At 65.6% G+C, this 21,523-nt stretch carries 17 protein-coding genes, 1 tRNA gene and 3 pseudogenes; 10 read left to right on the top strand and 11 right to left on the bottom strand.

What is annotated here, in order from left to right; translation table 11 throughout:
• Window positions 1-149: 149 nt before the first annotated feature.
• The 5 genes and pseudogenes from ACYX4P_RS17445 to ACYX4P_RS17425 form a co-directional block, all read left to right on the top strand.
• Window positions 150-226 (top strand) — tRNA-Arg (locus ACYX4P_RS17445).
• Between the two features lie 71 nt (window positions 227-297).
• Window positions 298-648 (top strand): annotated as a pseudogene (locus ACYX4P_RS17440) (transposase); the annotation flags it as partial.
• Window positions 649-1,003: 355 nt separating this feature from the next.
• Window positions 1,004-1,684 (top strand): hypothetical protein, encoded by a 681-nt coding sequence (locus ACYX4P_RS17435; protein ID WP_349679355.1) that lies wholly within the window; start codon window positions 1,004-1,006, stop codon window positions 1,682-1,684.
• Between the two features lie 24 nt (window positions 1,685-1,708).
• Window positions 1,709-2,490: pseudogene (locus tag ACYX4P_RS17430) on the top strand (IS5 family transposase).
• Between the two features lie 71 nt (window positions 2,491-2,561).
• A pseudogene (locus tag ACYX4P_RS17425) lies at window positions 2,562-2,783 on the top strand (transposase); the annotation flags it as partial.
• Window positions 2,784-3,074: 291 nt separating this feature from the next.
• Here ACYX4P_RS17425 and ACYX4P_RS17420 read toward each other — a convergent pair.
• Both ACYX4P_RS17420 and ACYX4P_RS17415 read right to left on the bottom strand, forming a co-directional pair.
• On the bottom strand, window positions 3,075-3,530 hold the full coding sequence (locus ACYX4P_RS17420) for a hypothetical protein (protein ID WP_248118576.1): 456 nt from the start codon (window positions 3,528-3,530) through the stop codon (window positions 3,075-3,077).
• 1 nt (window position 3,531) lies between these two features.
• The gene (locus ACYX4P_RS17415; protein ID WP_248118574.1) at window positions 3,532-3,723 is read right to left on the bottom strand and encodes a hypothetical protein; all 192 of its coding nucleotides are present in this window, start codon (window positions 3,721-3,723) and stop codon (window positions 3,532-3,534) included.
• A 434-nt stretch (window positions 3,724-4,157) separates the two neighbouring features.
• Between ACYX4P_RS17415 and ACYX4P_RS17410 the strand changes: the two genes are divergently transcribed.
• Together ACYX4P_RS17410 and ACYX4P_RS17405 are read left to right on the top strand one after the other, a co-directional pair.
• Entirely contained in the window at window positions 4,158-4,886 is a 729-nt protein-coding gene (locus ACYX4P_RS17410) for a Crp/Fnr family transcriptional regulator (RefSeq protein WP_248118573.1), read from the top strand.
• 1 nt (window position 4,887) lies between these two features.
• Window positions 4,888-5,109: a DUF6894 family protein gene (locus ACYX4P_RS17405; protein WP_248118571.1), complete on the top strand. Its 222-nt coding sequence runs from the start codon at window positions 4,888-4,890 to the stop codon at window positions 5,107-5,109.
• 89 nt (window positions 5,110-5,198) lie between these two features.
• On the opposite strand, the gene ACYX4P_RS17400 is transcribed toward ACYX4P_RS17405, so the two are convergent.
• The 3 genes from ACYX4P_RS17400 to ACYX4P_RS17390 are packed head-to-tail and all read right to left on the bottom strand — an operon-like array spanning window position 5,199 to window position 7,541.
• A complete protein-coding gene (locus ACYX4P_RS17400) occupies window positions 5,199-6,377 on the bottom strand; it encodes a zinc-dependent alcohol dehydrogenase (RefSeq protein WP_248118569.1) in 1,179 nt (392 codons plus the stop codon).
• A gap of 18 nt (window positions 6,378-6,395) precedes the next feature.
• Window positions 6,396-6,962: an SRPBCC family protein gene (locus ACYX4P_RS17395; protein WP_248118568.1), complete on the bottom strand. Its 567-nt coding sequence runs from the start codon at window positions 6,960-6,962 to the stop codon at window positions 6,396-6,398.
• A gap of 33 nt (window positions 6,963-6,995) precedes the next feature.
• Window positions 6,996-7,541: a hemerythrin domain-containing protein gene (locus ACYX4P_RS17390; RefSeq protein WP_248118566.1), complete on the bottom strand. Its 546-nt coding sequence runs from the start codon at window positions 7,539-7,541 to the stop codon at window positions 6,996-6,998.
• 194 nt (window positions 7,542-7,735) lie between these two features.
• Between ACYX4P_RS17390 and ACYX4P_RS17385 the strand changes: the two genes are divergently transcribed.
• Together ACYX4P_RS17385 and ACYX4P_RS17380 are read left to right on the top strand one after the other, a co-directional pair.
• Window positions 7,736-8,638, top strand: a complete 903-nt coding sequence (locus ACYX4P_RS17385; protein WP_292049167.1) for a manganese catalase family protein — start codon at window positions 7,736-7,738, stop codon at window positions 8,636-8,638.
• 73 nt (window positions 8,639-8,711) lie between these two features.
• On the top strand, window positions 8,712-9,428 hold the full coding sequence (locus tag ACYX4P_RS17380; RefSeq protein WP_248118560.1) for a Crp/Fnr family transcriptional regulator: 717 nt from the start codon (window positions 8,712-8,714) through the stop codon (window positions 9,426-9,428).
• A gap of 38 nt (window positions 9,429-9,466) precedes the next feature.
• On the opposite strand, the gene ACYX4P_RS17375 is transcribed toward ACYX4P_RS17380, so the two are convergent.
• The 4 genes from ACYX4P_RS17375 to ACYX4P_RS17360 form a co-directional block, all read right to left on the bottom strand.
• Window positions 9,467-11,551: a glycoside hydrolase family 65 protein gene (locus ACYX4P_RS17375; protein ID WP_476070114.1), complete on the bottom strand. Its 2,085-nt coding sequence runs from the start codon at window positions 11,549-11,551 to the stop codon at window positions 9,467-9,469.
• Window positions 11,548-11,832: a hypothetical protein gene (locus ACYX4P_RS17370; protein WP_248118553.1), complete on the bottom strand. Its 285-nt coding sequence runs from the start codon at window positions 11,830-11,832 to the stop codon at window positions 11,548-11,550. The genes ACYX4P_RS17375 and ACYX4P_RS17370 overlap by 4 nt, the downstream gene beginning before the upstream one ends.
• Complete coding sequence (locus ACYX4P_RS17365) at window positions 11,829-12,434, bottom strand: cysteine hydrolase family protein (protein WP_248118551.1); 606 nt, start codon at window positions 12,432-12,434, stop codon at window positions 11,829-11,831. Before ACYX4P_RS17365 ends, ACYX4P_RS17370 begins: the two co-directional genes overlap by 4 nt.
• Before the next feature lie 437 nt (window positions 12,435-12,871).
• Window positions 12,872-13,441, bottom strand: a complete 570-nt coding sequence (locus ACYX4P_RS17360; RefSeq protein WP_248118549.1) for a DUF1826 domain-containing protein — start codon at window positions 13,439-13,441, stop codon at window positions 12,872-12,874.
• Window positions 13,442-13,521: 80 nt separating this feature from the next.
• Here ACYX4P_RS17360 and zigA point away from each other — a divergent pair, with 80 nt between their 5' ends.
• The gene (gene zigA, locus ACYX4P_RS17355) at window positions 13,522-14,739 is read left to right on the top strand and encodes a zinc metallochaperone GTPase ZigA (RefSeq protein ID WP_292049161.1); all 1,218 of its coding nucleotides are present in this window, start codon (window positions 13,522-13,524) and stop codon (window positions 14,737-14,739) included.
• Between the two features lie 437 nt (window positions 14,740-15,176).
• Here the strand turns inward: zigA and ACYX4P_RS17350 are convergent, their stop codons facing one another.
• Together ACYX4P_RS17350 and ACYX4P_RS17345 are read right to left on the bottom strand one after the other, a co-directional pair.
• Window positions 15,177-19,220: a YadA-like family protein gene (locus ACYX4P_RS17350; protein ID WP_476070111.1), complete on the bottom strand. Its 4,044-nt coding sequence runs from the start codon at window positions 19,218-19,220 to the stop codon at window positions 15,177-15,179.
• 113 nt (window positions 19,221-19,333) lie between these two features.
• Window positions 19,334-21,481, bottom strand: a complete 2,148-nt coding sequence (locus ACYX4P_RS17345) for a PAS domain-containing protein (RefSeq protein WP_248118542.1) — start codon at window positions 21,479-21,481, stop codon at window positions 19,334-19,336.
• Window positions 21,482-21,523: the final 42 nt, after the last annotated feature.

Raw genomic sequence — 21,523 nt, 5'->3', positions numbered from 1 at the left:
CCTTTGTTCACCGCGATATCTGGTAGATTAACCGGCCTTAACCACAAGTGGCCTGTATCCTCCATTTGGGACGTGCACCCCACTTTTTCGTCGCCCGACCGCTCCGACCGCTTCCCCACCCGCCCGCAAATCGCTAGGTCATCGCCCGTGGCCCCGTAGCTCAGCTGCATAGAGCAAGGCTTTCCTAAAGCCGAGGTCGGAGGTTGGAGTCCTCCCGGGGTCGCCATGTTGTTTTCGGGACAAGTTAAAACCTGCTCAGAACAAGCTAAGAGCTGCGCAGGCTGCGCATGCTGTGTATCGGGCATGACGCTGCATCGATACTGGGACAGAGCCAGTTGTTCAGGCTGCAGCATCAAGGCTCAGTGCACGCCTGCGGTCGAACGAAAGGTCACGCGGTGGGAGCATGAAGCGGTGATCGATGCGCTCCAGGCCCGGATGGACCTCAGGCCCCGAGCCATGCGCGAAAGGCGAAGCCTGGTCGAACATCCGTTCGGCACGATCAAGGCCTGGATGGGCCACACCCACTTCCTGATGAAGCGACTACCCAACGTGAAGACCCAGATCAGCCTCCACATCCTGGCCTACAACATGAAGGGGGGAATGGCCGTGCTGGGAACCAAGCCGCTGATGGAAGCCATCAGAGCGTGAGCAGGAGGCGTCCTGGGCTTCGTCTCAACCTCCGCCCCGCCGTCGCTCAGCACGTTTTTACACGGCCTCGACTCATTGTGGCCGCTAGGAGGGTCCGCGTTTCGCGGCCTCATGCGTCTTCTCGACCACCATCTACAGCGTTTCGACCGGAAGCCGTTCCGCTGGAAGTGGGCAGTCTGCGAGAGACGCCTCCTCCGAATCGTTCGAATAACGATGGGATGAGAATTAAGCGGCGTCGGGAATGGACGACTATAGACCGTTAACGGTGGAAGGATACGCGGCAGACGCGGCACGAACGGACCGCGGTGTCGAAGGCTAATCGCTCGCCTTTCCCCTTCTCGGTCTGGTCGGCGAGGTGGGGAGCCTCCTGAGCGAACTGAAGAAAAAGCAACGCGATCCTGCCTCCTATCGCAGCCATTCAGACGCCGTTACCGAGGAGTTGGGAGACGTTCTTTGGTATCTCGCGGCGGTGGCGCGACGAGGCGGAGTGGCCCTTAGCGCTATCGCCGCCCATCTCTATGGACTAGATGTGCAGTGGAGAGGCGTCGACGATCCGACGCTGACCTTAGAGGCGCTCCAACCTCACCCGATTGCGCCGGGAGGCGAGCCGACCGCCAACTTCGCGGAGACGTTACTCGATCTCGCTTCGGACGTGGGCCTGCTCATCAGGGATTTCCAGGCTGGCCGCCTTGAGGTCGATCAGGCTCTTCTGCCCACGCGTCTGGCGGAGATACTGACTCGGCTATTGCGGGCGTCCCGCGAGGCTCACCTGACTTTGGAGGTGGCGGCTATCAAGAAGACCTACAAAATCTTTGATCGATGGCCGGAGAAGCGGGAGTATCCGGAGGCCTTCGACGCCGACGCCGACGCGGACCCGGACGAACAACTGCCACGTCGGCTGGAGGTCGAGGTTTATGAGAAGCGTGTCGGGGACAAGGACTATGTTTTTCAACGCTGCAACGCTCTGTTCATCGGCGACGGCCTCACCGACAATTCTCTAGGCTCAGGACCCATTGATCCGAGAGGCGCGATCTGATTCAGGCTTCTGAGGAGCCTGGATATGAGCGACCTGTATTGGTTGACGGACGAGCAGGTGGCTCGGCTGGAGCCCTTCTTCCTCAAGAGCCACGGCAAGCCGCGCGTTGACGACCGCCGGGTGTTGAGCGGGATCATCTTCGTCAATCGCAACGGCCTCCGCTGGCGAGATGCGCCGGCGGCCTACGGGCCGCACAAGACCCTCTACAACCGCTGGAAGCGATGGAGTGAGGCTGGCGTCTTCATCCGGATTATGGAGGGCCTGCCGGGGCTCAGACCGAACGCCGCACGGTCATGATCGACGCGACCTATCTCAAGGCGCACCGCACGGCTTCGAGCCTGCGGGTAAAAAAGGGGGTCTCGGGCGACTGATCGGACGCACGAAAGGCGGCATGAACACCAAGCTGCACGCCGTGACCGATGCGAACGGAAGGCCCATCAGCCTCTTCATGACGGCGGGTCAGGTCAGCGACTACATCGGCGCTGCCGCTCTTCTGGACAGCCTGCCACGCGCCCAGTGGCTTCTGGGAGGCGGGGGCTACGACGCCGACTGGTTCCGGGACGCCTTGCAGGCCAAGGGGATCACGCCGTGCATCCCAGGCCGCAAAACTCGCACCGAACCGATCCGCTACGACAAGCGCCGCTACAAACGGCGCAACCGCATCGAGATCATGTTGGCTGCTACGCGCCGCCCTTCGGGTCGGCAGGCTGAAGGACTGGCGACGGGTCGCCACGCGCTATGATCGCTGCCCGAACGTCTTCCTGTCCGCCATAGCCCTCGCGGGCAGGGTGCTCTTCTGGCTATGAGTCCTGAGCCTAGGATCGCTCCTGTCGATGTGAGGCTTGCGATCTGATTCAGGCTCCGAAGGAGTCTGGATATGATTAGCCTGTATTGGCCGGCGAACGAGCAGATGGCTCGGCAAGAACCCTATTTCAACAAGAACCACGGCAAGCCCCGGCTAGATGAGCGTAGGTGTGGAGCGGATCGTCTTCGTCAGCCGCAACGGGCTGCGCTGGCGGGATGAGCCAGCGGCCTATGCGCCGCGTACGACGCTCTACAATCGCTAAAGCGTTGGAGTGAAAGCGGTGTCTTCGTTCGATACAGGATGATCGGCGGCGCCGACCGCCTTCTTTACATCGCGCGCTATCGACCCGCAGCCCATCTCTGTCCGAGCCCGTCGCCTCGTGCGAGGCGTTAAGCGACCTCGGCCGGCTGCGGGTTCGGTCCCTCCATCCACCAAGCCGGGCGCGTGCACCTGGTGGGCGTGAGCGTGTCCAATCTGGTGACGGCGGGCTGCGGCGCCGATCGACTGGCCTTGTCGCGCCGCGCCAGGGCAGATCGATCTGTTCGGCGGGTCCGGTCCGGCCGAGTCGGTTGTGGCGGGGTTCGATTATTGGGCCGAGGCCCTGACCGCCTCCAAATCCGCCAACAGGGTTTGGCGATCCGTCGCATGGCGGGCCTTCGCCTTTCGTCGCGCTGCATCAAGCGCGGTCTGTTGAGCGTCGAAATCGGCCATCGCCGCCTGGTGGCTCTGGTCCAGATCGGCGAGCGCGGCTTGCAGCGTTTTGATCCTGGCGGCCTTCGCCCTTGACGGCCCGCGCGTCCTGGATCGCCTGGCCTTGCCGATCTTGCCGAGATCGATCGCAAGACTGCGCGTGATCACCTCGCCCGGGGCGGCCAAGGCGGCGTCATAGTCGGGACCGCCCGTGAGCGGGCGGGCCAGGCCGGTCGCGAAAAGGTCCTGCTTGGAGCCCCAGGCTTCAAGCGCCTTCGGTCGCGACGTCGTGGCGACGGTGAAGGCGTGAAAGCCGTCGGACCAGGCGAAGACCTTCAGCTTGGCGGCCATATCAGGCGATCGCCTCCTTGTCGAAGGCCTGCCCGGCCTCGGCCTTGATCGCGTCAGCGAGGGTGCCTGCGGGTTTCCGGCGCCGCGTCGAGAGCCGCCAGGATGACCGCAAGACCTGTCGTCGGGCGAGCGGCTCTAAGGGCTGGAGGCGGACCCAGGCCCGCGCTTTGATGAGGGTCTTCCGCGTCGCCATCTTCAGTCCTCCCGGCGCCAAGGCTGACACGGCGACGACGGTTTGTGGAGTCGGACGGCGCTTCAACGGGGCGGCCTTCGCGCCCAGCGGCCCCGTGCGGATGCGGCGCGCAAGACGCGTTCGGCGGCGATGCGTCGGGCCGTCAGCCTTGAAGCCGTATCAGCGTATCGACGACCAGAGCCGTCGCGACGCCGGCGCAGGCCAGCGCGATGAACCAAGCCGTCAAGCGGCCGAAGCGGCCGTTTGAGCACCGCGCGCGTCGAAGTTTCGGGCCAGAGAACATCGCCATTCGTCACCGATGACGCAGGTACGCCTTCCTCTCACTAACCTGCGTTAAGCGCCGACGCTTTTGCGGATCACCGTTCGGGCGTTAGCGAAGGTGCAATCTTCGCGTGCTCCGGTTAAGGTCGGGCTGGAACGACGAGGCGAGCAGCATGATCGACCCCTTCATCCGCAAGCTCGAGCACGGCGCAGACCTGACTGATGACGATCGGGCCGAGCTGCGCGCCGCGGTCCAGGACGTTTGCGCGTTCAAGGCCGGAGAGGATGTGTCGCCCCAAGGCGATGTCCCGCGCAACGTGCACGTGGTGCTTGAGGGATGGGGATGCCGCTACAAGCTGCTGGATGGGGGACAGCGTCAGGTGATGGCGATCTTCGTCCCCGGAGACATGTGCGATCTGCATGTCCAGATACTGACGGAGATGGATCATGGCATCGGGGTCCTGACCAACGCCAAGGTGGCGCAGATCACTCCGGCGTCCATTAACCGTCTGACGGAAAACCCGAGGATCAATCTCGCGTTCAACTGGGCGACCTTGGCTGACGAAGGCACCCTTCGCGAATGGCTGGTCAACATCGGCCAGCGGCCTGCCGATCAGCGTCTGGCGCATCTGATCTGCGAGCTCCATGTGCGCCTTGGCGCCATCGGCGCCGCAGACCCGGACGGGTTGGAAATGCCCCTGACGCAGACGCAGCTGGCCGACATGACGGCGATGAGCCCGGTCCATGTCAACCGCACCCTCATGGCCCTGCGGGGAGAGAATCTGATCCAGACCGCAGGGCGATACGTAAGGATTCCGAACGTCGAACGCCTTGCGGCGTTTGCGGGTTTCGACCCGAGCTACCTTCACCTCCGAGGCACCAAGCCGAACGCCAAGGTCTGAGATGCGATATTTCTTCGATACGATCGATCAGACAGGCGCGCGACGCGACCCGATCGGCGTCGACTGCGCGACCGCGACGGCTGCGCGCCGGTTGGCCCGCGAGGCGCTTGCGGAAATGTTCGTCGATGCGCGCGACGGTGGCGATGCGACCCTCGTGATCGCGGTCCGCGACGCCGAGGGCTCGCCCGTATTCGAGGGACGCCTTGTCTACGCCGAACGGTGACGACCGCACCGGATCTGTCCCCGATCAGCAGGGTGCAAGGGACGCGGCCGCCCAGGCGAGTGGGGTGAGGCGAACGTCCCTTGCGATCCTCATCCGTGCGGCGTCAGCACCACCTTGGTCCATTCGTTCGGATTGTCGTGAAAGTTCTTGTAGGCCTCCGGCGCCTGCTCCAGCGGCAGCCGGTGGCTGATGAGATCGGTCGTGTCGATCTTGCCGTCCAGGATGAGTTGCAAAAGCGCGGGCAGATATTTCTGAACATGGGTCTGGCCGGTCTTGATGGTCAGGCCCTTCTGCATGAGCGCGCCGATCGGCAGTTTGTCGCCGATGCCGCCGTAGACGCCGGGAATCGAGACGCGTCCGCCCTTCCGACACGCCATCAGGGTTTCGCGCAGCACATGCTGGCGATCGGTGCCCAGTTTGGTCTCCTGCTTGACCGCATCGATGAGGTTATCGGGGGCGAAGCCGTGCGCCTCCATGCCGACGGCGTCGATACAGGCGTCGGGGCCGATGCCGGCGGTCATCTCCATCAGGGCTTCGCGCACTTTCACCTCGTGATAGTTTAGGACCTCCGCCCCATTGGCCTTGGCCAAGGCCAGCCGGCGTGGGTGGTGGTCGATCGCGATGATGCGGCCTGCGCCCATCAGTTTGGCGCTCTTGATCGCGAACAGGCCGACCGGGCCGCAGCCCCAGATCGCTACGGTGTCGCCGGGCTCGATCTCGGCGTTCTCGGCCGCCATCCAGCCGGTCGGGAAGATATCGGACAGGAACAGCACCCGCTCGTCCTCGATGCCGTCGGGAACCACGATCGGGCCGATGTCGGAATAGGGGACGCGGACATATTCCGCCTGACCGCCGGCATAGCCGCCCGTCAGGTGCGAGTAGCCGAACAGGCCGGCGGCCGGATAGCCATAGGCGATCTCCGAGGCGTCGGACTTGTCCGCCGGATTGGAGTTGTCGCAGGCCGAAAACTGCTGCTTGCCGCAGTGGAAGCAGGAGCCGCAGGCGATCACGAACGGGACGACCACCTTCTGCCCGACCTGAAGGCTGGTGTGGCCCCGGCCGATCTCGACCACCTCGCCCATGAACTCGTGGCCCAGGATGTCGCCGTTCGACATGCCGGGAATAACGCTGTCGTAGAGGTGAAGGTCAGAACCGCAGATGGCCGTCGCCGTGATCTTGATGATCGCGTCGCGTGGATTGACGATCTGCGGGTCGGGAACCGTGTCCACCTGAACATTGTGTTTGCCGTGCCAGGTCAAGGCGCGCATGGGATTTCCTTCCGGGGATCAGAAATGACGGTCGGCGCGCGGCCCCGCGTTGGGGGCCTTGGACGTCGAGATTTCACCCGTCTCCATCAGCTGTTTGAAGCGCCGCAGCTCGCGCCGAGCCTGAACCCGAGGCTCGCGCTGCATCACCTTGGCGACCAGCTTGCCGACCGCGCCGGCGGGTGGGTCGTAGCTGATCAGGACCCGGACCTCCGTGCCGCGACCAAAGGCGTTGTCGCGAAACTCGATCCAGCCCTCATGGTCGATGTCGCTGTCTTCGGTCGATCGCCAGGCGATGTATTCGCCGGGCCGGTCCTCGGTGATCTCGCTGACCAGTTCGATCTCGGCCCCGGCGGGGCCGGCGACCGTCCAGCTCGAACGGGCATCGCCCAGCACATCGACCGCCTTCACGTTTTCCATGAAGCTGGGCAGGTTTCGGAAGTCGCGCCAGTAGTCGTACAGGTCCTGACGCGGCCGGTTGATCATGACGGCGCGGACGCTGGTGGCGTCATAGGCGCCCTCCACCTCGTCCTTGTCGTTGAAGGCCGGCGATTGAACGTCGGCGTCGGTCGATAGGGGTTCGGCCATGGTCGATGCCTCCTTTTCGTTGAACAGTCGGAATCAGGCGGCTTGGGACGTCGGCGCGCCGACATAGCGGCCGAACTCCTCGGCGTAGCGGGCTCCTAGACGCGGCTGATGCTCGCCCTTGGCTTTCAGCCTCGGGAACCAATCGCTCTCTTCTTCGAACATGTGGGTCAGGACAGCGCCTTCGATATGCTCCCACTTGTCCAGCCAGGCCTGTTTGGACGGCGCGATGTTCTCAAGCTCGGCCATCTGCGCCTTGGCGGTGGTCTGTTCCAGATAGGCGTGGGCGGCGTGCATCTTTTCGCCGGCCTGACCCATGGCAGGATACAGAACCAGCTCCTCGGCCAGCGAATGGCCGTTCAGCACCAGAGCGAGCGCCTTGAACGCCGCCGTGCGATCCGCCGCGCCGGTCGCTGCGCGCCCGGCGGCGAAAGCTGACCGGATTTCGTCATGGTGATCCAGCACCATCGACAGCCAGTCCCCGGGCGAGGCGGCGGCCCGGGCTTTCGCCGTCGCCTGGGCGCGTTTTTCTTCGCTGGGTTGCGGCGTGACGGCGGCGAGCGCCTTGTCGACAATAGACATGGAGACCTCCTCGAAAAGAAGGTTCAAGGCCGCCTTTCGGCGGCCCGTTCCGAGTGTCCAATTCCGTGCATGGCTTATGGAAGCGGCGAACAAGCCTCGCTGTTCAGGGCCTAAAGCCCAACAAGCGACCTTCGGAACAGGCGATCCGAGGCCCGGTTACCTCGACTGAATTGAGAGGACCATCCCCAATGTTCATGCACAATAAGAGACTGATGTACACCGTCCGCGTCTCCGAGCCGAACCCCGGCCTGGCGACGCTGATGCTCGAACAGTTCGGCGGGCCGCAGGGCGAGCTGGCCGCCGCCATGCGCTATTTCACCCAGGCGCTGGCGGACGAAGATCCCGGCCGCAAGGACATGCTCCTGGACATCGCCACCGAAGAACTCAGCCACCTGGAAGTGATCGGATCGATCGTGTCGATGCTGAACCGAGGCATCAAGGGCCATCTGGCCGAGGCTGCGATGGAGGAGGCCGACCTCTACGCTTCTCTGAACGCGGGCGGCGAAAGCCACACCACCTCGATCCTCTACGGCGGCGCGCCCGCTCTGGTGAACTCGGCCGGCGTGCCGTGGACGGCGGCCTACATCGACTCCATCGGCGATCCGGCCTGCGACCTGCGCTCCAACATCGCCGCCGAGTCGCGGGCCAAGATCGTCTATGAGCGGCTGATCAACTGCACCGACGATCCCGGCGTGAAGGACGCCCTGGCCTTTCTGATGACCCGCGAGGTCGCCCACCAAAAGTCGTTCGAAAAGGCCCTGTACGCGATGGAGCCGAACTTCCCGGCCGGCAAGCTGGGCGGTCTGCCGGACTTCGCCGACAAATACTATGACATGTCCCAGGGCGAGGGCGATGCGCGCGGCCCCTGGAATCAGGGCGAACAGTGGGAGTTCGTCGACGATCGCGACGCCCAGTCCGCCGTCGACGGCGGCGACGGGTCGGCCAGCGTGGCCTTATCGCCCGCGCAAACCGACAGTGTGACGGCGTTCGCGCTTCGCACCACGTCCGATCCGGACAGCAATCCGGTCACCGGCGCCGATCTGGGGGCCGGGCCGGGCGCGGGGTCCACCACGCGTTTCGAAGACGACGAAGACTGAATGACGTTATTCTGACAAGACGCGGCTTAACGCATGTGAATGCGGCGGTTCGTTAGGGACGTATTGTTGAGGGATGGCCGTTCTCCCGACATCCGACGATACGCTGACCGACCCCCAGCCCTTGCGCGAAGACGTCCTAAGCCTGTGGCGCGCGTTTGAACCCCTGTCGTTCGAACGGCGCAGCCGCGCTCTTCGCTTGGGCGAAATCCGCGCGCCGGGCGCTGGCGATCCGTTCACACCTGACGGTGAGATCGGTGTGGTCCTGTCCGGTTGTCTGCTGCTGCGGGTGGATCAGAGCAGGGTCAACGCCGGGGTCGCGGCGGCGGGTGATCTGGTTGACCTGGGCGGGGGCGCGTCAGGGCGCTGGTTGACGGGGGGAACGCTGTATCGGGCGCCGCTCGTCGGCTTCCTGCGAGAGGCGGGCGACGAGGGGCTGCGGTTCCTGCTGTCCGCAGGCGTTCGGCGAACGCGCATCCTGGAGGGGCGGCTGGCCTGCGCCATGGCGCATCCGGCCGTATCGCGTGTGGCCAGCCTGCTGCTGGAAATGGATGCCGCCTGCAATGGGGCCGATGTGCCCCTGTGTCAGGCCGCTGTCGGCGAAATGCTGAGCCTGCGCCGAAGCAGCGTCAACGGCGCGTGCCAGACCCTGCGGACGGCGGGCGCGATCCGCACGGTGCGCGGCCGAACCATTGTGCTGGATCGCGCCGTGCTGGCCGCCCACGCCTGCTGCTTGCGGCACGCGCCGGAGGTCAAGGGGGAGGCGGTCTCGACGTCCTCCAGGGCGGCCTGAGGGGATCGCCGCCGTCGGGGCCTCCCTCGTCCTGCCGGTCAGAGCGAGGTGAGGCTGGCCCGCGCCCCATGCTCGGCGTTCAGGCGAACGCATCGGTCGCCCAGCCATATCCGCTCAATCGTGATGGCCTTCCAGCCCGACGGCAATATGGCGGCCCGCGTCGGCCAGGCCGTCGGCTCGCCTCGCGCCTCCAGCCCCGTCAGACCATAGATCAATCCCATCAGCATGCCGCCCAGATTGGCGAAGAAGGGGCCTGCCGCCGTTTCGCTGTCCGGATGGTCTGGACGGTATTCCAAGCATTGGTGGAAACGGCCGGCGTCATAGGCGGCGTATCCGGCGTCGAACAGCTCAAGGGCCGACGCCCGGTCCCCCGCCATCGCGGCCCAGGCGGCATAGAGCGCCGGGAACATCGGCGCGCCGACATAGGCCTGCCAGTGAGACAGATAGAGTTCGAGCGTACGGCGCGCCGTCGCTGGCTCGGCTCGGTGTCCGCCGGGAAACAGACCCGCCAACGGCGAGGGCGTCGCGCCCTTGGGCTCGTCGACGCGGAAGTCGTCGTGGGCCGCGATCGCTCCGTCCGACCGGATCGGAAGATACAGGTTTTCGCGAATGGCTTGCCACGATGCGGGCGGCGTTCGTCCCAGAGACCGCGCGGCGTCGATGGCTCGCGACAGCACATCGTCGGCCAACATCAAGGTGAAGGCGTCGTTGTCCGGTGGATCGGGAACCTCCGCCGGTCCCGTGGCGCGTTTCAGTTCGTAGCCGCGGCCCGTCAGGGTCAATCGACTGACGATCCAGTCCGCGACGCCTTCCAACACGGGCCAGGCCTGTTCGCGCAAGAAGGCCTCGTCCCCGGTGGCGTCTGCGAACAGGCTGAAGGCGCGCGCCACGTGTAGAGAGCCGTGATCCTCATGCGCGGCCCCCGAACCGCCGCCAGGCGTCGCCTCCTGCCCCGTCAAAGGCGCCGCTTCCCACGGGAACTGAAGACCCTGACGACCGGACAGCCGCGCATTAGACGCCGCCGCCGCTAGGCCGCGCGATCGAAAGTCCAGCAAGGCGCGCGCCGCATCAGGTTGGCTCAGGATCAAAGGCGGCACGCAGAAGGCGTCGATGTCCCACATCACATGGCCGAAATAGTAGGAGTAGTCGCGCCAGGCGGCCAGGCCGAAGATCGAGGTCGCGGCGGGCGAGGCGGCGTGGACCGAGCTGTTCAGATAGAAGAAGGCCGCGTCGATCAGGGCCTGATGCGTCGGCTCTGCGCCCGTCACGACGATCCGACCCCGCCACAGCTCACGCCAGGCGTCGCGGTTGCGGGAACGCAGCAGCTCGAACCCGGTCTGCGCCGCGCGCGCGACCCGACGCACCGCCTCTTCGTCGGGTCGCGCATGGATCAGGGATGGAACCAGGGCCGCCATCTGCCGTAGGCGCGCGCCGAGCTTGCCTACCCGGCCCAAATCGTAGGTGGTTTGCAGCGGGCCTGACGCATCCCAGCGCGTCACGTCACGTCCGGCCGCCGGCTCCGCCTCCGTCCACAGCGCGATCCCGCAGGTCGACAGGTCGCCTTCGGTCGACCACAGCAGAGAGCCGTCGCAGGCGGGTTCTGTCTCTCCGGGCGTGTCGGTTCGGCGCCGAACAACCCGCCCTCGCAGATCGGCGGTCGAGGTTCGGGCGCGCAGGCGGATGTGGCATGGCGCGTCCGGCCGCACGGAGACCTCCTGCACGACCACGGCTGGCGCCGTGCGGCTGGCGAATGTGACGACCTCGATATCGGCGATCACGCCAGCCATATGGGCGCGCCAGCGGCTGGTCAGTTCGGCGGTCGCGAAATCATAGGTTTGGCGCAGGTCGCCCACGCACCAGGGCTGGTCCGACAGCCAGACGCCATTGATGCAAACATCGGCTTCCAGCGGATAGGGGACCGGCGCGCCGGCCTCGATACGGCGTTCCGGGTCTTCGCCGACGACGCCGTTGACAATGGTCATGCCCGGGGCGAGCGCCATCTCCCGTACGCGCAATCCGATCATGCCGTTGGCCACATAGGCGGGAAGTGCGCCATCTCGGGCGCCGCGCTCTTCCGGCGGACTGATCGGTCGCCAGTCCGGAACGGATTTGCCGGTCGTCATTCCCGCCTCGCTTGCGCTGGGGCGGGGAAGACATAGACGCCCGCCTCGACTAGCTGGGCGATAAGGTCGGATGGTCCGTCATTGACCGAGGCGGTCGTTGAAGGCGGGCATTCGGCGATCAGCACACCGTCGCGCCACAGGGCGAGGGCCGCCCCATTAAGTTCGGCGCGCTGGCGGGCCTGGCGCATGGCGTCGGTCATATCGGCCGCGATCAGCGTCTCGGGATCCCCGCCCTCAACGTAGCGAATCTGGTAGCTGAGAATGGAAGGGCCGGACTTCATCCGCGCCAGCTCGACAGCACCTCTTGGCTGTCCGCAGTTTCCACCTGCTGGCTGAATCGGTCGCTGTAGAGGGCGAGCAGGTTGTCGTGCGGCCCATCGGCCGAACTGCAAACTGCATCCGTGACCACGACCACGCGATAGCCGAGATCGACGGCGCCCAGCACGGCGGCGAGAACACACACATCGGTTTCGGCGCCGGTGATCAGGATCGTGTCGACGCCGGCCTGCTGCAATTTTTCGTGCAACGCGGCGCCGAACCAGGGCGAATAGGCGCGCTTGTCCACCACACGCTCGTGCCGCGCAAATCGCTGAAGGGGCGGGGCGAGGTCGATCAGGCCCGGGTCAAGCGCTTCGAGCGTCATCGACGACCAGTGTTCCCAGTAGCCGACCCATGCGCCGACGGCGTCGGCTGGGTTGGCGGCGGGAATGAAGCGGGTGAACCAGACGCGATCCGGTCGAGCTTCGCAAAGCTCGACAATGACCGGCAGAATGCATTCCGCCCACGGCGCTCGCCATTCTGTGGTTTCCACGAACAGTCGCTGCATATCGATACAGAGATGCGCGGCGTTGGAAGGTATCGGTTTTTTCAGACCGGCGGTCATGATCGCAAATTGTCGGGGCAGGGCGGTTCACCGGAGTGGTGTTCGATCGCGCCGTTTTCGACCTCTGCACGAGAAAACACTTCTTCCTGACCGTCTTCGAGAAGTTCGTCCTCCAAGCCTCCCAAGCCCCCTTGGGCCAAGCCGCGTCGAGAGTCGGCTTTGATCGGGCGGGCAGGCGGATTCGAGGTCATGATCCAAGTCTCGCGGCGAGCGTCGATGTGATCAAAACCGCAACGCCAAGTCGCGGTTTCCTGTGTCCGTTTCCGGCCTCAGGGTTGCGGAGAGTTGAGCCATGTGAAAGCGGCCGCCGGCCAGGCGTCGCTGGAAGCGAAGGCGCTTCTTTGGATCGCCCATTCTAGCGCGGGCGAAATCCCCACGCTGATTGATCTTGCGCCTAAGTGGAGGTGATGAAGCTCACTCCGACACCACCGAAGCCCCTAGCCCTCAGGCTGCAAGACGTCGATGGTCAGCACCCGCCGGATCGCCTTGCGGCTGGCCGGCGGCGAGCGGTGCAGCACGACAGGAAACTCGGGCCAGCACTCCCAGCCGGGCGCCGAACCTTTCAAGATGGCGATATCGCCGGGGTGCAGGGTACGGATACGACCCCGTGTTTCGGCGCGGCGGGCGTCCATATCCTCGCCGAGATCGCTGGCGAAAGCCCATTCCGTGCCGGGCCCTTCGTAGGTCGCGATCAGTCGCACGGAGATCGCATCCTGGTGAAACCGGGGGCAGACGCGCGTGGTCGCCGTGCCGAAGCGCGCCCGCCATGTCAGGCCGCCGCTGACGGCGGACAGGATGTCGCCCAGCCCCAGGATGTCGTTCATCAGCCAGCCGGGCGCCGGTCCCGACGAAGCGATCCGCAGGCCGTTCCACACGGCCTCGAAGTCGTCCGGTCCGTCGACCTCGGCTGGCGCCGGGCGAGACCAGACCGCCATCCTGACCTGGGGTTCGACCAGGGTGGTGAAGACCGTGGGACTCATCCCCTGAACGACAGCGCCAACCGCCATAAAAACCTTGATGCCTATATATGTTATAACATAACATTCGCTTCTAGCCCCCTCGCTGTCAGGCTTCAAGAGAGATCGTCATGTCCGCCTTTCCCAAATTGCCCGTCACAGTCCTGTCCGGCTTTCTCGGGGCCGGGAAGACGACCCTGCTGAACCATGTGCTGGCCAATCGCGACGGCTTGAAGGTCGCGGTGATCGTCAACGACATGAGCGAGGTGAACATCGACGCGGCCCTGGTGCGCGACGGCGGCGGCGCGGACCTGTCGCGCACCGAGGAGCGGCTGGTGGAGATGTCGAACGGCTGCATTTGCTGCACCCTGCGCGAGGATCTGCTGATCGAGGTGGGTAAGCTGGCGCGCGAGGGGCGGTTCGACCACCTGCTGATCGAATCCACCGGAATCTCCGAGCCGATGCCGGTCGCCGCCACCTTCGACTTCCGCGACGAGGACGGCTTCAGCCTGTCGGATCTGGCGCGGATCGACACCATGGCGACGGTGGTGGACGCCTTCAACTTCCACCGCGACTATCCCTCCACCGACCGGCTGAAGGCTCGCGGCGAACACATGGGCGAGGACGACGAGCGCACGGTCGCCAATCTGCTGATCGACCAGATCGAGTTCGCCGACGTCATCGTGCTGAACAAGGTTGACCTGCTGGACGAGACGCAGAAGGGCGTGCTGCGGGCCATGCTGGCCCAGTTCAACCCCCGCGCCCGGATCGTGGAGGCGGTGCGCGGCGCCGTCCCGTTGAAGGCGGTGATCGGCACGGGCCTGTTCGACATGGCGCGCGCCGAACAGGCGGCCGGCTGGTCTCAGGCCCTGCGCGGGGAGGTCACGCCCGAGACCCAGGAATATGGCGTCTCCACCTTTGTCTATCGGGCGCGCAGGCCCTTCCACCCGCGCCGTTTCCATGACCTTCTGCACCGGGAATGGCCGGGCGTCTGGCGCTCCAAGGGCTTCTTCTGGCTGGCCAGCCGCATGGATTATGTGGGGTCCTGGAGTCAGGCCGGCGCCGTGACCGAACATGAGTGGGGCGGCCTGTGGTGGGCCTCGGCGCCGCGCGACCGCTGGCCCGACGACGACGCGGACTGGTTGAAATCAATCGAGGCGATCTGGCGCCGCCCCTATGGCGACCGGCGTCAGGAGATCGTGCTGATCGGCAAGGACATGAATCGCGACCTGCTGACCTCGATGTTCGACGCGGCCCTTCTGACTCGGTTCGAGATGGAGCGCGGGCCCAAGGGCTGGGCCAAGTTCGACGACCCCTTCCCCCACTGGGGACCGCGCGCCGCCGCTTGATAAAAGCCCCGGTCGTGCCGTTGCCGTTCTTGTCGGCGGATCGGCAGGTGAAAGTTCCCAGCCCGTTTGTTTCCGCTTCGGAGCGGTCGTTTTCGTCTTCTGGATCTGGGGCATCTCGCAGATCGGGATCGCCGCCGCGAGACATCGTCGGCCGTCAGAAGGTCCGAGGTTCAGCTGCGATCCGATCTCGGTCAGAGGAGCCAAACGACGGCTGATGTCTGCGACCGGTCCGGCGTTGCCTGAGCATCTCATGGTAGCAGTCAGCCAGTTCCAGGAGCTGAAGATCTGTCAGCCTGTCGCCTGCCGCAATGAAGCGGACCTTCATCGCTGCGAAATCGTCGTCGTTCATCGCGGAAAAGCGAGGGGGATGCATGCTGTCTCTGATCCGTTGCGTTGAAGAAAAGGAGCGGGGGAAGCCTCCATTCCCCCGCCCCGTGTCAGAACCGCCAGCCGACCCCGGCGTTGGCGCCGACGTGGTTCTGGGTGTCGAAGGTGGCGCCGGCCCGGAAGACCATGGAGCCGTCGCCCAGGGCGCGGGAGTAGCCCATGGCCATGGCCGACTGGCCCTCATAGGCGCCGTAGCCGACCGCGAACATCGACTTTCCGCGCTCGGCGATCTGCGGCATCCCGGCCGCCGCCAGGGCGCCCGCCGTGCCGGCGAAGGCCAGCTTGCGGACTTCCTGGACATTGTAGTTGACCGCCGCCAGCCGCATGTCGGTGTAGGTGTTCGACTGCTGGATCGCTTCGTTCATGCTCTCCCGCAGTTGGAGCACATTGACGGCGTCGGTGTCGGCGACCCCGGCCGAGACGTTGCTTACGGTGACGGCAGGTCCGTTGCTGCGGCCCAGAACGACACGGGTCTGGCCTTGATCGGCGTACTGAAGCGAGTTTTGACCCAGAGCGAGCGCGTTGTCGGCCGTCGTCTGGGCCGTCGCGACGGCCTGGTTGGTCTGGAAAAGCTGTGATCCGTTGATCGCCTCTGTAGAGGTGGCTGTAACCGCGCCGGCCGCGACATTGTTCAGCGTCACCGGGGCGGTGGCGTCGCCGCCCTGGAAGGTGATGCTGTTCGTGCGACCGCCGTTCGCGTCGGTGTCGTACTGGACCGCATTGGTCGCCGCGAAGGCCAGTTGATAGATTTGGCCGCCGTTGACGGCGTCGGTGGAGCCGGCGGCGATACGGCCGTTGGCGACATTATGCAGGCCCACCGCGCCGCCGCTGGCGCCGACCAGGGTCAGGTCGTCGGAGCGGACGCCGCCGTTCGGCGTCTCGGGATCATCGCCGTCGCTATATTGCACGGGGCCCAGGCCGCCGTTGGCGATGTTATTGGTCAGATTGGTGATCGCCGTGGTGTTGAGCGCGACCTGGGTGTTGGTGGCGTGCAGCTGCGATCCGTTGACGGCGTCCGTCGAGGTCGCGTTGACCTGCCCTGCGGCGACATTGGTGATGGTCGTGCCGTTGGCCCCTGCAAGGGTCAGGGTGTCGCGGGTGGTCGTGTCGTAGGATACGGCGGTCCCCGCCAAGGCATCTACGCGGTTCGAGACGCCTTGAAGTTGGGCGACATTGACCGCATCGGTCGCCGCCGTGCCCGCGGCGACGTTTGTCAGCTGCCGTTCGGCGCCCGCCGAGCCGAACGACACCGACCCGACCGAGGATTGCAAGCCCGTGACGCCCAGGGCGACGTAATCGGTCTGGGCGGTGCGATCCGCAAGGCTGCCTGCGCCAAGAGCGATGCTGTTGTCGGCGACAGCCTGGGCTTCAGGGCCGACGGCGACGCCGTCCTGACCTTGAGCAGTCGCCGGCGCCAGGTTGGAGTTGACGGCCAGATAGGCGCTGGAGCCGCCGCCGACCGGAGCCGCCGACAGGGCGTTCAGGAAGCCTTGGATGCTGGCGTATTGGACGCCTTGGTAGGTGATGGCGACGTCCAGGGTGTTGGTCAGCGGATTGAAGGCGGAGCCGCCGCCGAAGCCGGTGGCGAGGCTCTGGCCGAGCGCGAAGGCCTGGCCGCCGTTGACCGCATCGGTTGACCCGGTCGCAATCAGGCCGGCCCCGACGTTATGCAGTCCCACCGGACCGGTCAGGGCGCCGACGAGCGTTACGTCGTTGGTGGCCACGCCGCCGTTCGGAACCGTCGGATCGGCCGCGTTCGAATACTGCACCACGCCGACCGCGCCATTGTTCAGATTGTTGGTGATCGTCGTGATGGCGGTCGTATTGGTGACGACGTCGGCGGTGTTGTTCGCCACCTGGGCGTTGGTCGCGAACAGCTGGGCGCCGTTGACCGCTTCGGTCGACGCCGCGCTGAGCTCGCCGGCCGCCACGTTGCTGATAGTGGTGCCGGCGGCGCCGGCCAGCGTCAGGGTGTCGAAGCTGGGATCGTCGTAGACGACCGCCAATGCCGACACCGCGGCGATATTTGCGATGGCGTCGGTATTCAGGGCCACCTGGGTGTTTGTGGCGAACAGCTGGGCGCCGTTGACGGCCTCGGTCGAGGTCGCGTCCAGAGCGCCGGCGGCGACATTGGCGAGCACGGTCCCGTTGACGCCGGCCAAGGTCACGCGACCGGCAAGCAGGTCGTCATACATCACGGCCGTGTCGGACAGGGAGCCGAGATTGGTGGTCAGATTGGTGATGGCGCTCGTATTGATGTCGACCTGGGCGTTGGTGGCGAACAGCTGCCCGCCGTTGACGGCCTCGGTCGAGGTCGCGTTCAGGGCGCCGGCTGCGACATTGGCGAGAACCGTGCCGTTGACGCCGGCCAGGGTCACGCGACCGGCCAGCAGGTCGTCATACATCACAGCCGTGTCGGACAGGGCGCTGAGATCCGTCCCTAGATTGGTGATGGCCGTGGTGTTCAGCGAAACCTGGGTGTTGGTCGCGAACAGCTGGGCGCCGTTGACGGCCTGGGTGGAGCCGGCGGCGAGGTCGCCCGCCGACACATTGGAAATGACCGTGCCCCCGACGCCGGCCAACGTCAGGCTGGCCGCCGTGGGATCGTCATAGGCGACGGCGATGTCGGCCAAGACCTGCAGGTCGTTCGAGACGCCAAGCAGCTGGCCGACATTCACCGCGTCTGTCAGCTCTGAGCCGGCCGCGACATGCGTTAGCTGACGCTCCGAACCGACGCCGCCAAGCGACACTTCGCCAGCGGAGGTCTGTAGCGCATTGAGACCAAGGGCGGCATAGCCAGCCAGGGCCCCGCGATCGGCGAGGCTGGCGGCGCCCAGGGCCACGCTGTTGTCGGCGGCGGCAGAGGCGGCCGGTCCGACGGCTGTGGCGTTGACGCCGGCGGCAAGCGCCCCGCCCAGGGCGGAGTTGACCGCCAGGAAAGGCGTTCCGCCGCCGGGCGCGGCGAGGATTGCATCAAGCGCCTGTTGCACCGTGCTGTAGACCACGCCGTCGTAGGTCAGGCCGATGTTGATCGTGCTCGTCGCGGGATCGAAGGCGGTGCTTCCGCCGATTTCCGCGGCCAAGCTGGATCCCAGGCCGAACAGTTGGCCGCCTGTCACGGCGTCGGTCGAGCCGGCGGCCAGCTGGCCCAGCGTCAGATTGGTGATCCGCGTTCCGCCAAGCCCCCCAAGCGTCAGGACCGAGGCGCTGAGATCGTCATAGGTGACAGCCAAGTCGGCCAGAGCCTGAAGGTTGGTCGACACCCCACGCAACTGGCCGACGTTGACCGCGTCTGTGTCGTCTGAGCCGGCGGCGATGTTGGTAAGCTGACGTACCGCCCCGGCCGCGCCGAAAGACACCTCGCCGACCGAGGTCTGAAGCGTGGACAGTCCCGTCGCCGCATAGTTGGCGAGCGCGCCCCTCAGGGCGGCGCTGCTGGCGCCCAGCGCCAGGCTGTTGGACACGCCGACAGAGGCGTCGGCGCCCAGGGCGACGGACCGCCCCGCATTAGCCAGCACGCGGGCCGTGCGACCCAGGGCGATTGCGTCGGCCGAAGTGGCCGCAGTGCGAGAGCCGTTGCCGAAGGCGATGGAGTTGAGCTCGCCGGCGATGGCGACCGCGCCGCCAGAGCCCAGCCCGGTGATCCGGTTGCCGCCGATGGAAATCCCCGCCTCGTTGGAGAGGGTGAAGGCGTCGGCCTGGTTAATGCAGCTATTGGCTGCATCGACGACATTGCCGTTCACGTCGAGCACGCGCAACGTGATGTCCCGCCCGCGGGCGGCGTCGTCGAGCAGGGTGGTCGCGTTGAGCGCCAGGCGCGGGGCCAAAACCGACAATAGGCCGTTGACGCTGTTTTCGATGGGGCTGGCGATGCCCGTGATCACAGGGCGTATAATGTCGGTGACCGCGGACCTTGGGAGCGCGACGCCCGTGCAGACGTCCACGATGCTTGTCTGCGCCCGTGCCGGCGCGGCGGCGAATACGCCAAGAGGCAAGACTGCGCCCAAGGCGTAGAGGGCGGCGACCAGCAGCCGCGTCGCCAAGTTTGCGCCGCTCAATGTCGGCAGTCTGTCGAGCGTCGAACGAGTTTGCATTCCTAACCTCCCAGCGTCGGAAGGCGCAGAGGCGGCTCCCGACTGGAGAGGCTAATGTCCGCTCGGACACAATCGTGACGTGTTTTCGAATCCCTAGATGTCGCGCGAGGGTTCTACTTTCGAACGGTCTTCGGTTCGATCGGGTAGGGCCGTTCCGGCGTGAAAAGGTCTGTCGCCTGGCTGACCGTGCGCAGCCCCAGCTTGTCCAAAGCCTTTCCACGATGATAGTCGACCGTCCTCGGACTAAGGTTTAATGCGCGCCCGATCGTCTTGGACGTACCGCCCCCGACGGCCAGGGACAGGATCTCCTGCTCGCGGTCCGAAAGCCTGGAAAGCGCCTCCCTGGCAGCTCTACTAGGTAGGTCGTCGAGCGCGTTGAAATCGTGATATTTTTCGGTGTGTTTCAGGATCGCCGAGACGTGGCTGTCGTCATCGTCCGAATAGGACATCAGATCGGTCACTCCGGCTTGATGCAGGGTGATGATGGCGCTCGGCGACGCCGCAGGATCTCCGAGTACGACCAGCGGAACGGGGGGCCATGTCCGCTTGACGTGGTCAGCCATCTCCAGGATGTCCGCGACGGTCGAGGACGAGCAGTAGAGGATCGCGTTCGTCGTCTTTCGGGTGCGGGGCGGGGACGGAAGGCTCACAACCGTCTGGACGGTGATCCCGGCATCCCGCAAGCGACGCGCGAGCGGCTGGCCGCGATCCGTAGGGTCGATCATGAGGATTTCGGTCCGGGGAAGCGCTCGGATCGCGCTTTCACCGACGAACATCCGGATTGCGCCATCGCCTTGGATCACCGGATGGGCCACATCGTCGACGGCGAGAACATCCCCGTTTCGGGCGAGTACACGGTAGCTCAACGCCATGGGCTGACCGGCTTGAAGCGTCCGACGCGCCGACTCGTAAGCGGGGCGATCCACTTCGAAAACGGCGGCGAGCTGATCGGACCAGGTCACGCGAGCGCTCCGTTCATCCGGCCAGCCCGCCTGAGCATTCGCGCCGAGGTAGTCGCGTGCGCCATCGGCGGCGTCGGCGGTCCAGAGGAAACGCCGCGGTGAGGGCGAAGATGTCGGCTCGAGCAGTTCCGTGGCCGCTGAGTGCCATTCGGTCAGCGCTCTCGATTCGTCGAACTGGGGCGCCGCCCGGATATCGAACCATCGGTAGTCGCCGGCGACGTCCCTCAGGCGGTGTCGGCTTTCGAAGGGCTCGGCGAGGGCGACCGATCTGCCCCAGGTCGCCACAACCTGGTCGCGCTCTGTCGGGTGGAGCCAGCCGACCCATCCTTGCGCCTTGGCCTGCGCCAGACCCACGCCGAGATAGGTTTGTGCGCGGGTGTTCATCCAGCGGACGACGCCACGGGCGTCCAGCCGCCAGAGAAAGAGCGGCGCAATATCCGCCAGGGATTGGAGGCGGCTTTCCGCTGTGTTCAGACGCGCGCGCAGAGACCTTTCCTCGGTCACGTCGCGACAGACGCCGAGAAGGGCGAGGGGCTTGCCGCCGCGAGAGACCGGCGTGATCGCTACGGTCAACCAGGTTTCTTGAGCGCCGCCTGGACGATCGACGTGAAGGTGGAGATCGGTCGCCGACGTCTGCTCGTCCGCCCATCCCCGTTCGAATGCGGCGGAAAGCTGTGCGGCGAGAGACGGCGCGACGTCCTCAACCTTCGCGCCCTGAACGGCGGCTGGGGAGAGCAGGAGGTCCCGGAAGCCCGCATTGAAGTAGGTCGCTTCACCGCGCCCGACGACGATGAAGGTTGGAAAGGCTTGCCGGAGCAGCAGTTCGACCGATCGGATCAGCCAACTTTGCTCGTCGGGGTTCGGACCGTCGGTCCTGCCGGCCGCCTGTTCGAATCCTTCCGCCATCGCGTTTATCATTCGCCGTCTCCGTGGATCAGCGTTACCCATGTTATTGTGCAACTTGAGGTAATCGACGTCCGGCCGACAAGTTCCTGCGCGGCGTCGCAGCGGCGGGATCGATGTCGAACGTCCCGAAACATCATCCGACACCGGTACGATATCGAACATCGCCCCCCGCCCGTCCGCCTGCCGTCGGCCCGCTTGAGCGACTATCCAGCCGCGTGCCGCCAGAGGCTGATCAGTTTCAGCGTCCGCAAAAAGAATGGTCCGGCGTTCTGAACCGTTGAGGCGTGTTCGGGTTGACCTCCGACAGGAGGCGCCAACCGCCATGACCTTCGTCGATTCACTCGGCATCGCCCCGATGCCTTCCTTCACGAACGCCGCGGCGCTTGCGGCCATCGCGCTCTTCGATCCGGCTGGGCACAATCCGGGAAACCTGCA

It is taken from the genome of Brevundimonas sp. ABV4_179 (genome assembly GCF_056311945.1).
The sequence above is the reverse complement of the archived record's forward strand: the minus strand, read 5'-3'. Positions and strand labels throughout refer to the sequence as shown.